Source organism: Flagellimonas hadalis (assembly GCF_007785775.2).
In the GTDB taxonomy this organism is placed as follows: Bacteria; Bacteroidota; Bacteroidia; order Flavobacteriales; family Flavobacteriaceae; genus Flagellimonas; species Flagellimonas hadalis.
Genome location: NZ_VNIK02000002.1, coordinates 25,956 through 41,369, shown reverse-complemented (window position 1 = coordinate 41,369; position 15,414 = coordinate 25,956). Strand labels below are relative to the sequence as shown.

Sequence of the window (15,414 nt, the reverse complement as noted above, 5' to 3'; positions counted from 1 at the left end):
CCATGTTCAAGAACAATCTAAAAATAGCCTGGAGAAGCCTGAAAAAACAGCCATTCCTCACCTTCCTCAATACATTTGGATTAGCTATAGGAATGGCTGGTGGGCTTTTGCTCGGGCTTTACATCCATGATGAGCTGAGCCACGACACCATGTTTGCCGATTCGGAGCGCATCTATCGGCTCAATGCCGATATGAAATTTGGCGGCAAGGAAGAAGCCCTTGCCGAAGTTTCCGCTCCCATGGCCCAAGCTGTGCTGAACGACATCCCTGAAGTGGAACTCACCACTAGGTTCAGGGGCATTGGCAGTACATTTGTCCGCACCCAAGAAGCCCTCAGCAACGTACGCGAAGCCTCGTCGACCTATGCCGATTCCACTTTTTTTAAGATGCTGGGGGTGGAATTGTTGTATGGGGACGAAAGGACCGCCTTGACGGAACCCAATACGTTGGTGATGACGAGGACCGCCGCCGAAAAACACTTCCCGATCGATCAAGCTATTGGAAAGACCCTGGTACTGAACGACAACGAAGTCTTTACGGTAACAGGGGTTATGGAAGATCTTCCCAACAATTCATTTCTCAATGATCGGAGCCTTTTCCTTTCCATGGCAGGATATGAGGATGCCCAACTGGCCGAATGGGGAAGTCACAACTATTATACCCTTATCAAAATGACCCCAGGCGCCAAGGCCGAGGATATCCATGAACAATTGCAGGAAATGGTGGGCAAATATGTCATTCCCTACGCCCAGACATTTTTCCCGGGCATTACGGAGCAGCAGTTCATAGATTCGGGAAATTACATGCGCTACTCCACAATCCCTATGGAGGACATCCATTTGTATTCCAGAAGAAGTCCGGAGTTCAGTGCCGTGAGCGACATCAAGAACGTTTATATCCTTGGGGCCATTGCCCTTATCCTATTGGTTCTGGCAAGTGTCAACTTTATGAACCTTTCCACGGCGCATTCCCTCAAAAGGGCAAAGGAAGTGGGCATCCGAAAAACCTTGGGGTCACAGCGCAAAAGCCTTATCGGGCAATTCTTGACGGAATCGGCATTGATTGCTTTGGGGTCCCTCGTGGTCGCGGTGATCATTGCATCGGCCGTTCTCCCCTTATATAATGACTTGAGCGGGAAGGACCTGTCCCTGCCCATATCCAATCCCCTGTTTTGGTCAATCCTTTTATTGGCTGCTTTGGCATTGGGGTTCCTGTCCGGAAGCTATCCCGCACTTTTTATGTCCCGTTTTGTGGCCGCCAAGGTGCTCAAGGGACAGGGAGACCAATCTGTGGGCGGGGGCCGCGTGCGGAATGTCCTCGTTATCCTGCAGTTTTCCATTTCGGTGTTTTTGATCATGGGAACCCTCACGGTCTTTCAACAATTGCGATTTATTCAAGGTAAAGATTTGGGATATGCCAAAAACCAAGTGCTGATTGTTCAAGGAGTCAATGCCCTTGAAGGTAAAAGACAGGCTTTCAAAGATGCCGTCTCCCAGCTCAGCCAAGTCAACACGGCCACTTTGAGCAGTTTTTTGCCCACTCCTTCGGCTAGGAGCAGTGGCACTTTTTTGCGCGCAGAGGACCAAAGCATGGAAAAAGCCCTGAACATGCAGCAATGGCGAGTGGACGAGGATTACCTCTCCACCATTGGGTTGGACATGGTTGCCGGAAGAAATTTTGATATTGAACATTTTGCCACCGATTCCTCTGCCATCTTGCTCAATGAAAAGGCCGTTGCGGTTTTGGGAAAATCCATTGAAGAAGTGATAGGTTCACAGTTTGTCGATGATTTTGACAATGGCTCCATCGGTACTGTCATAGGTGTCGTGAAGGATTTCCATTTCGAGAGCCTCAGGGACGAAGTAAGTGCCCTGGGCCTGTTCTACGGCTCGGACTTTGCCGGCAATTTGGCCATAAAGCTCCATGGTGGGGATGTTTCCCGAACCCTTTCGGAAATAGAGGGGATTTGGAACGATATGGCACCTGCGCAGCCTTTTGAGCATTATTTTATGGACGATTCCTTCAACACCAGTTATGATGCGGAGCAACGTTTGGGCCAGATCTTCATGATCTTTACGGTACTTTCCATCATCATTGCCTGTTTGGGCCTTCTTGGTCTGGCGGCCTTCAATGCACAAAAGAGGGTGAAGGAAATCGGCGTGCGGAAAGTATTGGGTGCAGGTGTGGGTCAAATCGTTTACCGACTTTCCATGGATTTCCTAAGGCTTGTTGGGCTGTCGGTCATCATCGCCCTGCCCTTGGGCTGGTATGCCATGGACCGCTGGCTACAGGATTTCTCGTACCGTATCGACATCCCTTGGTGGATCTTTGCGCTATCTGCCCTCATGGCCGTGGGCGTTGCTCTCTTGACGGTCAGTTATCAAAGTATAAAAGCCGCCGTGGCCAATCCTGTAAAAAGTCTGAGAACCGAATAACCCATCAATCAAAAACGAAAAATCATGTTCAAGAACTATCTAAAAATTGCGTGGAGGAACCTTACCAAGAACAAGGCCTATACCGTTATCAATGTGGGGGGGCTTGCGCTGGGCATGGCCGTGACCCTCATCATAGGCTTGTGGGTGAGGGACGAACTCAGCCATAACAACTACTTTTCCCACAAGGACAAAATCGCGCAAATTTTTCAGTCACAGACCTTTAATGGGCAGACCGGGACCGGGCCGGCCATTCCCCGGCCATTGGAAAAAGCTTTTAGGGATGGCTATATGGACAATTTTGAGCATTTGGTGATGTCCTCTTGGAACAATTCCCAATACTTGAAATATAAGGAAACCAGCATATCTCGGGATGGCAACTTTATGCAGCGCGAAGCACCTGAAATGCTGGACCTCAACATCCTCAAAGGCGAAAAGGACGGTGTGAGGGAAATCAACTCCATCATGCTGAACGAATCGACAGCCAATGCCCTTTTTGGGAGCGAAGACCCCATTGGTAAGGTTATAGAAGTCAATAGCCAATATGATATGATGGTAACCGGCGTGTATGAGGACATTCCTTTCAACAATTCTTTTAGCGATGCTCAATTCATCATGCCTTGGGACAAATATGTCTCGGTGAATGAATGGATAAAAAATGCCGAGGACCAATGGGGGAACAACTCTTTCCAAATGTTCGTGCAGATTGCCGACAACACTACCATGGAACGGGTAACTTCCACCATAAAAGATGTAAAGAAGACCCTCAACAAAAATACGGAGGAATTCAACCCGCAATTGTTTCTCTTCCCTATGAAGGATTGGTATCTGCGTGGCAATTTTGAAAACGGGAAACAGGTTGGCGGACGCATCAAATATGTTTGGCTTTTTGCCATCATCGGTGCTTTTGTACTGCTATTGGCCTGCATCAACTTTATGAACCTTAGCACGGCCCGGTCCGAGAAAAGGGCCAAGGAAGTGGGCATCCGAAAATCCATTGGCTCCCAGCGTCGTCAACTGATCAACCAATTTTTGGGCGAATCCTTTTTGGTGGTGCTTTTCGCTTTTGGCATTGCCGTGCTCATTGTTGTCCTATCCTTGAACGGGTTCAACGACCTTGCCAAGAAAGAAATGTCATTCCCATGGGCTTCCATTGGGTTTTGGGTGGTGTCGTTGGTCTTCATTCTGTTCACCGCTTTGCTGGCGGGCAGTTATCCCGCCCTTTATCTGTCGTCCTTTAGGCCCGTGGATGTGCTGAAAGGCACCTTCAAGGCCGGGAAGCATTCCGGATTGCCCAGAAAGATCCTAGTGGTCGTCCAATTTACGGTATCGGTGGCCTTTATCATCGGCACCGTGATCGTGATGCAACAGATCAACTACGCCAAGAACAGGCCCATTGGGTATGATAAAGAAGGTCTGATCCAGATTCCGACCATGAGTCAAGATTTCACGGGCAAGTTTGAATTGATGCGGGATGAGTTCATCGCTTCTGGTGCGGTCATGGAGATGTCTACCTCCAGCGCCCCGACCACCAATATTTGGTCCAACCGGAGCGGGTTTGTCTGGGAAGGCAAACCGGAGGGTTTTCAGGAAGATCTTGCTTGGACCGAGGTTTCCCCTGAATATGCCAAAAGCCTTAACTTGAAGATTGTTCAGGGAAGGGATTTTTCCAGGGAGTTCCCATCGGATTCCAATGCAGTGCTCATCAATGAGACCGCGGTCAAATACATGGGGCTGAAAAACCCAGTGGGCCAATTCATCAAAGATGATGATGAAGAGGACCCCGCAACGCCCATGAAGATCATTGGCGTGGTGGAGGACATGATTGCCCAATCGCCCTATGAACCTGTAAAACAGGGTATGTACGTTTTCGATAAGTATGGCAATGGTTCCTATTACAACATGAGGTTGAACCCCAACCAAAGTGCCAGTCAGAACATTGCCGTCATTGAGCGAGTATTCAAGGAACATTTTCCCAACATTCCTTTCCAATATGATTTTGTGGACGAGGAATATGGGGAAAAATTTGCTTCTGAGGTGCGTATTGGCACCCTCTCCGGCATCTTTACGGCCCTTGCCATTTTGATCAGTTGCTTGGGGCTTTTCGGTCTTACTTCCTTTGTGGCGGAACAGCGTACCAAGGAAATTGGGGTCCGCAAGGTTTTGGGCGCCTCCATTTTCAATGTCTGGAACATGCTTTCCAAAGACTTTTTAAAACTGGTCATCATCTCCTGTTTCATTGCCGTCCCCATTGCCTATTATGTTATGAACGGATGGTTGCAGGAGTATCCCTACCGTGTCATCTTGAAGTGGTGGATCTTTGGTCTTGCCATGCTAGGGGCCATGCTGGTCACGGTCATTACCGTGAGCTTTCAGGCCATAAAAGCTGCAAGGTCCAACCCCGTAAAAAGTTTGCGTACAGAGTAAAAAAGAAAACATATGTTCAAGAACCACCTAAAACTCGCCTGGAGAAGCATCCTCAAGAACAAACTCTTCTCGACCATCAATGTGATCGGGCTTTCCATTGGACTTTGCGCCGCCATGGTCATTGGGGCCATTGTGTACTATGATTTTTCATTTGATCGGTTCCATCCCGACAGTGATCGGATCTATAGGATCACCACGGTGTTCAAATCCAACGATGCGGAGTTTTCCAACCGTGGGGTGTCCGTTCCTTTGATGCGCACCTTTCAAGAGGGCGTGCCCGGGGTGGAGCTGACGGCTCCTTTCTTCAACACCTCTTTTTTCAAGGTTGAGAACAGGGAGGCTGACCTGAGTTTTAGGAACGCTGAAAACGCCATACTTGCCGATGATGCCTATTTTAAGTTGTTCCAATACAAGTGGCTGGCAGGGGAAAGCAAATCCGCCCTGTCGGAACCGGGCCAAGTGGTCCTTTCCCGAGAAAAGGCCGAAAGATACTTTCCGCATACCCAAATGGCAAACGTTGTGGGGCGTACCCTGATCTACAATGATTCCATTCCCGTGAAGGTCACCGGAGTGGTCGCCGACTTCGAAAAGAAAAGCGATTTGAGGTTTACCGAGTTCATGTCCCTTGCCTCTGCCAAGATGTTCGATGGAAAAGATGTGGCTTCCAACGATGCCTGGAACAGTACAAGCTCTGGAGATCAGCTTTTTATTAGAATAAAGGATGTGTCCAGCGTCCCTGCCATCCAATCCAGACTGGATGCTTTGGCATTGGAACACAAAAGCACGGAGCCTTGGGCCATCAACGACGAGCGGTTGTTCGTTCTCCAGCCCTTGGCCGATATCCACTTTGGCGGAAAACATGGCGACTATCCATTCAACAATTCAGACCATGTCGCAAGCATGACCGTTTTGAAGAGCCTTGCCTTTGTGGCCCTCTTCCTACTGTTGTTGGGTTGTGCCAACTTCATCAATCTGACCTCTGCCCAAGCTTTGACAAGGGCCAAGGAAATCGGCATCCGCAAAACGTTGGGAAGTTCAAAGAAACAGGTGGTGCGACAGTTCTTGGTGGAGACTTTCATCATGACGTTGCTCGCCGCAGTACTGTCCTTAGTGTTGGCACCTGTACTCTTGCGCCAGTTCACGGACTTTTTGCCCGGGGACATCGATCTTTCGGTGCTTTACAGTGCCAAAGGTGCAGTCGGCATATTGGTATTGGTCATTGTGGTCAGTCTTCTTTCCGGGTTTTATCCTGCTTTTGTGCTGTCCAAGTTCAGGCCAGTTCTGGTCTTGAAAGGTCAGTTCAGCAAGGGGGACAAAGGTGTTCGACTTAGAAAAACATTGACCGTTTTCCAATTTGTCGTGGCACAGGTCTTTGTCATCGCCACCGTATTGGTCGGCAAACAGATCTACTATGTAATGAACAAGGACATGGGCATCAAAACCGATGCGGTGGCCTACGTGTACCTGCCTTGGAGCAATAATTCCGATGTGAAAAAAGAACGCTTGTTCCATCAAATTAAAGACATCAAGGGTGTTTCCAATGTAAGCTGGGGCAACAACCCGCCTACTTCCAATAACACTTCCTCTTCGATACTTACCTATTACAAGGATGGGGCGGAAATGCACCAAGAAACTGAATTCTTGTGGGGTGACCTTTCCTATTTAAAAACATACCAAATTCCCCTATTGGCCGGAAGGGAGCGATTAAATGACAGTATCCGGGAATATGTGGTGAACGAAACCTTTGCCAAGGCCTTGGGGTTCCAAAATGCTCCTGATGTAGTTGGGGCCACTGTTAAATTGGACACCATGAGCATTTCCATTGTGGGCTTGATGAAGGATTTTAACCAACGCTCCCTACGGTCCACTATCAACCCCATGGCGCTTACGGGTGATTGGGGCAATGGCGGATACTCGAATTTCCGAAGCATCCATTTTGACTTGGGCAAGGATACGGGACAGTGGGCAACATCCATCGCGGAGATTGAAAGGGCATGGGCCTCCGTGTTTCCCGACGAAGAGGTGGAGGTCGAGTTCATGGATGAGACCGTGGAAGGTTTTTACAGAAGGGAACGCAGCACCATGCAATTGTTAAAATGGGCCACGGGCCTCGCCATTATGATCAGTTGTCTCGGACTTTTGGGATTGGCTGTCTATACCACGGAACGAAGGGTAAAGGAAATCGGGGTACGCAAGGTCCTGGGTGCCAATTTGGCCCAACTGAACCTTTTGCTGTGCAAGGAATTCTTACTGTTGGTCGGTATCGCCTTCATTATTTCCGTGCCCATTTCGTGGTACCTCATCCATGAATGGATGCAGAGTTTTGCCTACAAGACTTCCATGAGTTGGTGGGTCTTCCTTTCCAGTGGACTGGGAATGGTGATAGTGGCCTTGGCCGTCATCGGGTCAAGGACCTATAGGGCGGCCAACATCAATCCTGTGGAAAGCTTGAGAACGGAATGACCACAGCCCATCAACCAAAAAATAAGAAATCATGTTGAAGAACTATTTTAAGATCGCTTGGCGAAACCTTATCAAGAACAAGGTGTATTCCTTCATCAACATTTCCGGGCTCAGCTTGGGGCTGGCCTGTGCGATGCTGATCATTCTATATGTAAAGGATGAGGTGAGTTATGACAGGTTCCATGAAGGCGGTGAGCATATTTACCGCATCGTAAGCCAAAACTATAACGAAAGTGGTGTCCCGGAAAACAAAAACTCCAGTACCGGCTTTCTGCAAGGGCCAAGGTTTACTGAGAACATTCCGGACATCAAGGAATATGTGAGGATACAAAATGCCAGAAGGGATGTAAAGATTGGGGCGGAGGTCGTTTCCCGAGATTTGTTCTATGCCGATTCCAACTTCTTTTCCATGTTCACTTTCCCGGTACTCTCAGGAAATCCCAAGACCTGCTTGTCCGAACCCTTTTCCGTGGTCATTTCGGAAGAGCTTGCGCTCAAGCAGTTTGGCACCACCAATGCGGTGGGCAAGACCATGATGTTCCGCGACAATGAGGATTTTGTTCCCTATACCGTGACGGCCGTATCCCAGAAAAGTCCACAAAACTCTTCCATAAAATTTGACATGCTCCTGCCATTGCATGTTACTGAAAAGGACCTTGCCAACAATTTCAACTGGTTCAATTCTTTCTTGAACACCTTCGTTTCCTTGAGGCCCGGGGCCAATGTGAGCTTGGTCAATGACAAAATGCAGGAGTTATATTTGGCGCAAACTTCCGAAACGGCAAAAATCATCAAAGAGCAGTATGGGAACAATAGATTACCCCCAAAACACTTCCTACAGCCTTTTACGGACATGCACCTCAACAAGGAACTCCCTGCCCAAAATGGTTTGACGGATGCCAGCAATCCCACTTTTTCCTATGTTTTATCGGGCATTGCCTTGTTCATTTTGTTGATTGCCTGCATCAATTTTGTGAACCTCACTGTGGCCCGTTCCGTAAGACGATCACAAGAAATCGGTATCCGAAAAGTGGTAGGGGGCAAAAGAAAACAACTGATTCTTCAGTTCTTGGGAGAATCCTTCTTGCTGTGCTTTTTTGCCTTTGCAATGGCCGTTCTTTTGGTACAACTGGCCCTGCCCATTTTTAATGGGTTGGCCAACAAACAATTGGCCCTCTCCTTTTTGTTCGATGCCAAATTGGTGTTGGGGTATGTAACATTGTTCGTTATCACGGGTTTATTGGCCGGGTTCTACCCTGCCCTCGTTCTATCCAGATATAGCCCTGTGGATACCTTGTACAGCCGTTTTATCCTCTCTGGGAAAAATTACCTTCAGAAATCCTTGGTGGTGCTTCAGTTTACCTTGGCCTCCTTGTTGATCATATGCACTTTTGTCATTTACGAACAGTTCAACTTTTTGACCACCCAGGAATTGGGTTATGATGATACTGATCTCGTGTTGTTACAAAAAAACAACTTGACCCCGGATGAATTTGACACCTTCAAAACCCGTCTTGCTTCCCATGGAAACATATTGAATGTTGCAGGTAAAAATGCCGGTTATTGGTTCACGGTTGCCAAAGTGGGAGCGGACAAGCAGATAGATTTTGCCAATGAAACGGTAAACCAGTCCTACATCCCCACTTTGGGCATACAATTAAAGGAAGGCAGGAACTTTTCCGAGGACCATCCTTCGGATGCCACACAATCCGTTTTGGTGAACGAGGCCTTTGTGAAGGAAGCTGGGTGGAACGACCCCATCGGCCAAACAGTGGATTTCTGGTACAATGATGAAAAATACACCGTGATCGGTGTGGTAAAGGATTATCATTACGAATCCCTTGGTCAGACCATCCGCCCACAGCTCTTTACCATGAAACCATCCTATGATCTGGGGATGCTTTACGTGAAAATAGCCCCGGGAAGCGCCACATCATCCATAGCGAACATTGAAAAAGTATTCAGGGACATGTTCCCCTTTGACCCATACAGTTACCAATTTCTGGAAGACCAGAACTATCAAAGCTATGAGGCCGAGGCCAAGTGGAAGCAGATCATGCTCTTCAGTGCCATTCTCACGATTTTTATTTCCTGCATTGGCCTGTTCGGTCTATCCGTGCTCTCCGCCGAGAAACGGACCCGGGAAATCGGGATCCGAAAAGTTTTGGGTGCTTCCATAAACAATGTGGTCGCCATCCTTTCCAAGGATTTTATAAAATTGGTGTTGGTCGCCCTGTTGATATCCATCCCTGTCGCATGGGCCATAGCCAATAAATGGCTGGAATACTACCCGTATCGGATTCAATTGGGCTGGCAGGTGTTTGCCATTGCCTCCCTATTGGTCATTTTGATAGCGTTGTCCACCATCAGCTTTCAGTCCATTAGGGCCGCAATGGCCAATCCATCGGACTCTTTAAAGACACAATAAATTGTTCTTAGGAACCTTTAAACCAAAAAACGGAAATCATGTTGAAGAACTATTTTAAGATCGCTTGGCGAAACCTTATCAAGAACAGGGTCTTTTCCCTTGCCAATATTGTAGGTCTCAGCTGCGCCTTTGCCGTGGCCATTCTCTTGACCATGACCGCCCTTTTTGAACTTTCCTTCGACCAATTCCATGAAAACAAGGATTCTGCGTATCAGCTTTACCTTTCCAACCAAACCCCAAGAGGTTCGGAAATCAGTACTTCCAATCCAGTGCCCTTGGCCCCTGCTCTAAAAGAGGAGGTATCTGGTATCAAGCATATTGCACGGGCGGTGAGCGAGGATGTGTTGGTGACCTACAATGCCAAGGAGTTGAGCTTGGATGCGGAATATGTAGATCCAGCGTATTTTGACATCTTTACCTATCCGACCCTTTTTGGAAACACCGAGAACCCATTGCCGGAAAAGAACACCGTCGCAATTTCGGAGGAAACGGCACAAAAAATATTTGGAACCACCGACAATGTGGTCGGCAAGACCATTTCCCTTAAAATGGGAAGGGAAGAACAGCCTTTCACCATTGCCTCGATACTGGCCGAGACCCCAAAGAACAGCAGTGTTGACTTTGAAATTGTGGTGCCGTTCGAGAGCCATCCCGATTACCTGTCCAACAAAGACGTGTGGGACTCCCAGTTCCATCCGATATACCTCCAACTGGAAAAAGGCGTCTCTGTGGCTCAGTTTGAAGAAAACACCATTCCCTTTACCGCCCTCCACTACAAGGGAAGTATAGAAAGTGAGATGCGTGATGGTGCAGTTCCGGATGCCGATGGGAGGTACAAGCAGTTCCATTTGATGCCCATTGCCGATAGACATTTTGCCTCTTACACGTCTGGTGTCGCCAAAGTGGACCGTGTTTTCCCTTATATGATCTTGGGAATCGCCTTCGTGATCATTTTCATTGTAAGTGCCAATTTCATCAACATGAGCATTGCGCTCAGTGAAAAACGATTGAAGGAGATTGGGATGCGAAAGACCTTGGGCGCGATTAAAAAACAACTGTTCTTCCAGTTCTGGATGGAAAGTCTCGTAGTCTTTGCCGCATCCGTGCTATTGGGTTTGGTGGCGAGCAACCTGCTCTTGAATCCGTTCAAGACCCTTTTTAGAACCAAGGCCTCATTTTCAGATGTTACCCAACCCAGTGTCATCATTCTTTTTGTACTTGCCCTCTTTATCATCACGCTGATTGCGGGAGGCTATCCTGCCCTATTGATGAGCAAATTGGGCACATTAAAGGCCCTTAAGGGAAAATTGGAGGTGGGAAGGAACCGTCTGCGCAACAGCCTCATCGTTCTTCAATTTGTCATTGCCATCATCCTCATCAGCGGAACCTTGGTGCTGCATGGGCAGATAGAATTCATGCGCAATAAGGATCTGGGCTATAACAAAGAACAGGTGGTCTCCATTCCCTTGAACGGAAAAAAGAACAGCTACAGTGTGGTGAACCTCCTTCGTGACGAGCTTAAGGGCAATCCGGACATCTTGGGCGTTTCGGGTGCCGATAACAATCTAGGCCGTGGACGAGACGGGAGCCAATCCAGTAGCATGATGGGCTTTGACTATAAAGGAAGGGGCGTCATCACCAATGCCCTGACCGTGGACTATGACTATGCAAAGACTTTGGACCTTCAGTTGGTTGCCGGGCGGGCGTTCGATAGGGATTTTGCCACGGACAGCCTCAGTTTGGTCATCAACGAAACCATGGCAAAACAACTTGGGGACGAGGATCCACTCTCCATCCGCATTCCCATGGACGATGGCGCGGTGACCTATTCGGTGATCGGTGTCATCAAGGATTATCATTTTCAAGAAATAAGCAGGCAGATAGAACCCCTGACCCTGTTCATGAACAAAGATTGGGACCTGTACTATGCCTATGTGAAAGTGGCCCCTAAAAATGTTGCAAAATCCTTTGATGCCATAAAGACCGCTTGGGGGAAAATAGAGCCCCAGGCCGAATTTTTAGGGTCTTTCCTTGATGAGAACGTGGACCGTACCTTCAGGCGTGAAAAAACCATGGCAACCATTGTCTCCAGTGGAAGTGTCCTGGGCATTTTATTGAGTTGCATCGGTCTCTTTGCCATTTCCATGTTGGTGGTGGCACAGCGTACCAAGGAAATTGGGGTACGCAAAGTAGTGGGGGCCAGTGTTTCCTCCGTGGCCCTGTTGCTCACCAAAGATTTTTTAAAGTTGGTGGGCATTGCCTTTGTGATTGCCACCCCTATTGCCTGGTACTTTTTGAATGAATGGTTGCAGAACTATGCTTTCCATGTTACATTGAGCCCATTGTTCTTTATGGGGGCTGGGTTTTTGGCAACCCTCATTGCGTTCATCACGGTGGGTACCCGAACCGTAAAGGCCGCATCGGCCAATCCTGTAACAAGTTTACGAACCGAATAGGTCAAACTGAATTAAGGATATATACCAACAAATCAAAAAAAGAAAATCATGCTTAAGAACTATCTGAAAATTGCCGTAAGGTATCTTCTTAAGAACAAACTGTATTCTATCATCAACATCTTTGGTCTGGCCGTGGGTATAGCTTCATTTGTTCTTATAATGCTCTATGTGAACCATGAAAAGAGCTATGATACATTTGAAGGTTCTGAAAATGTGTACAGGACCTACATGGATTACCTTGAAGGTGATACTTATGTGCCCGGTGATGCAATGACGTACAATTCCTCGGGACCAGCCTTAAAGGAAATGTTTCCCGAAGTAGTGGACTATGTACGATTTTACTATTTTGAAAAATTAACTTTTAAAGTAGGGGAAAAGATTTTGGAGCAGCCTTTTGGCTCTCTGGCAGACCCTTCCTATTTTGAGATATTTGATTATCCGTTGCTAAAAGGGGATTCAAAAAAAGTTTTGGCAGAGCCCAATTCCATAGTGCTTTCAAAATCATTTGCCCAAAAACTTTTTGGGAATGAAAACCCCTTGAGAAAAACAGTTTCCGTCTTTGAGGATGGCAAAGAGACACAGCTTACGGTGACAGGTGTCATGGAAGATGTCCCCGAGACCGCCCATTATAGAAATTCGTTCCTTATTTCCTTTGAGACAGAAAAAACGTTGACAGATTTTGGCCCCACGGCCCATGAGCTGAATTGGAACATGAACAACTATTATACCTATCTGAAGTTGGCCCCAAATACCAATATTGATGTGCTACGTCAGAAAATAATTGACAGTGATATTGAAAAAAATGAAACTGAAAGACACAATATAGAACCGATCGAAGACATTCATTTGTATTCCGATAAGCCTTATGAGGTCACTGCCAACGGTAGCATTCTTAGAATAAAGTTCTTAACGGCCATAGCCTTTATAATCCTTGTTCTTTCTTGGTTGAACTATGTCAATCTTTCGACGACAAAGTCTATGGAAAGGGCAAAGGAAGCGGGTATTCGAAAAGTTGCGGGTGCAAAAAGGTCGCAGCTCATCGTCCAATCCTTAATGGAATCCATACTGCTCAACTTTTTCGCCATGACCATTGCCATATCATTGGTTTTTGGTTCACTGCCCCTATATAACAGCATTACCGGAAATGAGCTCGACCTTGATTGGGAAGCTCTCCTGAAATTTGCCCCCTATTTTATTTTTATTTTGGGCGGCATAATCCTGGCAGGGCTTTACCCTGCCTTCTTGCTCAGTAGATATTCGCCGGCCAAAGCGTTGAAAGGGAAGGTTAAGGCCTCCACAGAGGGCATTGGGTTGCGGAAAGGACTTATCGTCACACAGTTTTTTGCTACCATTGTCCTATTGACAGGAACATTCATTATCACCAAACAGATCAATTTTTTGGACAATCAACCCATTGGTGCCGATGTTGGCCAAGTCATGGCTCTGCACGGGACAGTGGTTTCCAGCAAGTCGGATTCTTTGGTCAACAATGACTTTAGGGTGTTGAAAGAGCAATTGGAAGGTTTTCCGTTTATTGAGAAGACGGCCATTGCCCAGACTTATCCCGGGGATAGTTTTGATAATCTGTCCTCAAGTCGTGGAATTGGGTTGCCCGACGGGAGAAGTGATAAGACCAATGTTTTTTATACCTATCATGCCCAACCGGATTACTTTGACTTGATGGACATTGAATTTTTGGCGGGGGGGACCTTTGTCCGGAATTCTGGTTTCGAGGGAAATCAGATTGTAGTAAACGAGACCTTTTTAAAAACCATGGGGATTTCATCTCCAGAGGAACTACTGAATAAAACGGTGAGTTTCTGGGGGAACAATGAATGGAAAGTTGTGGGGATTATCAAGGACTATTATCACTTCGGGTTGAAAAGCCCGATATTGCCAATGATCATCAGATATCAGGACAACATGAGCAACCTATTGATAAAACTTGATAAATCTGCCATGTCTATTGCCGGACTGGAATCTGCGTTGGACCAAGTTGAAAACAAATGGCGTGAAGTTTTTCCGAAAAGCACATTCGACTATACCTTCTTGGACGAAAAGTTTGAGGCCCAATATGAGCAGGACAAGGCGTTTGGAAAAGCCTTTCAGATTTTCACCATACTTTCCATTCTCATAGCATCATTGGGTCTTTTTGGTCTAACGGCCTATACCGTTGTCCTGAGAAAAAAGGAAATAGGCATAAGAAAGGTGAATGGTGCCACAATAACACAAGTACTGACCTTATTGAACAAGGATTTTGCGAAATTGTTGGGGTTGGCCTTCCTTATTGCCATACCATGCTCATTATATGTGATGAACCAATGGTTGGAAGGATTCACCTATAGAACAAATTTCAGTTGGTGGATTTTCGCCTTAGCGGGAACAACTGCACTTCTGATCACTTTTCTGACCGTAAGCTGGCAAAGCTTTAAAGCTGCTATCGCCAATCCTGTGGAATCATTAAAAGATGAATAAATACAACATACTATGCTTTTACAACTCAACAACTTGTTCAAATGGGTCAACTCCGGTGGCCAACGTATTTTTTTATTGAAGGACATCAACCTCGAGGTAGAGGAAGGGGAATTCATCTCCATCATGGGCCCTTCGGGTTCCGGAAAATCCACTTTGCTCAACGTCATCGGGATGCTGGATGGCTTTGATGAGGGCGAATACCACTTTTTGGACGAGTCTGTCCATACACTCAAAGAAAAGCACAGGGCCAACCTGTACAAGGAATACATTGGATTTGTGTTCCAGTCCTATCACCTGTTGGATGAGCTTACGGTGAAGGAAAACCTTGAAATGCCCCTCATCTACAAAAATTTCAAGGGTTCGGAACGAAAGGCCATGGTAGCCGATATGTTGGACCGTTTCAGCATCGTGGGCAAAAAAGATCTTTTCCCCTCACAATTGAGTGGTGGTCAACAACAATTGGTGGGGATTGCACGGGCACTCATTTCCAATCCAAAATTGATCTTGGCCGACGAACCGACCGGCAACCTCAACTCCAAACAAGGAGAGGAGATTATGGACATCTTCAAGCAACTGAACGATGACGGGGTGACCATCATCCAAGTAACGCACTCGGAGAAAAATGCGGAATATGGCAGTAGGGTCATCAATCTTTTGGATGGAAGGATGATTTGATTAAAAAAGTTCAAGCCCAAGTATCAAGTTCAAGGAATTTCTCTTGCTTTTGAACTTG

At 46.9% G+C, this 15,414-nt stretch carries 7 protein-coding genes; all 7 read left to right on the top strand.

What is annotated here, in order from left to right; translation table 11 throughout:
• Positions 1 to 2 precede the first annotated feature (2 nt).
• Genes FOT42_RS04315 through FOT42_RS04285 form a run of 7 tightly spaced genes read left to right on the top strand, consistent with a single transcriptional unit; the run spans position 3 to position 15,356 of the window.
• On the top strand, positions 3 to 2,435 hold the full coding sequence (locus tag FOT42_RS04315; RefSeq protein WP_151889357.1) for an ABC transporter permease: 2,433 nt from the start codon (positions 3 to 5) through the stop codon (positions 2,433 to 2,435).
• 24 nt (positions 2,436 to 2,459) lie between these two features.
• On the top strand, positions 2,460 to 4,859 hold the full coding sequence (locus FOT42_RS04310; protein ID WP_151889356.1) for an ABC transporter permease: 2,400 nt from the start codon (positions 2,460 to 2,462) through the stop codon (positions 4,857 to 4,859).
• Positions 4,860 to 4,871: 12 nt separating this feature from the next.
• Complete coding sequence (locus tag FOT42_RS04305) at positions 4,872 to 7,322, top strand: ABC transporter permease (protein ID WP_151889355.1); 2,451 nt, start codon at positions 4,872 to 4,874, stop codon at positions 7,320 to 7,322.
• Between the two features lie 31 nt (positions 7,323 to 7,353).
• Positions 7,354 to 9,750 (top strand): ABC transporter permease, encoded by a 2,397-nt coding sequence (locus tag FOT42_RS04300; RefSeq protein WP_151889354.1) that lies wholly within the window; start codon positions 7,354 to 7,356, stop codon positions 9,748 to 9,750.
• Positions 9,751 to 9,788: 38 nt separating this feature from the next.
• A complete protein-coding gene (locus FOT42_RS04295; protein WP_151889353.1) occupies positions 9,789 to 12,206 on the top strand; it encodes an ABC transporter permease in 2,418 nt (805 codons plus the stop codon).
• Positions 12,207 to 12,254: 48 nt separating this feature from the next.
• Positions 12,255 to 14,681 carry an ABC transporter permease gene (locus FOT42_RS04290; RefSeq protein WP_151889352.1) on the top strand — a complete coding sequence of 809 codons (2,427 nt, stop codon included), beginning with the start codon at positions 12,255 to 12,257 and terminating at the stop codon, positions 14,679 to 14,681.
• 12 nt (positions 14,682 to 14,693) lie between these two features.
• Positions 14,694 to 15,356 carry an ABC transporter ATP-binding protein gene (locus tag FOT42_RS04285; protein ID WP_151889351.1) on the top strand — a complete coding sequence of 221 codons (663 nt, stop codon included), beginning with the start codon at positions 14,694 to 14,696 and terminating at the stop codon, positions 15,354 to 15,356.
• The last annotated feature ends 58 nt before the right edge of the window (positions 15,357 to 15,414 follow it).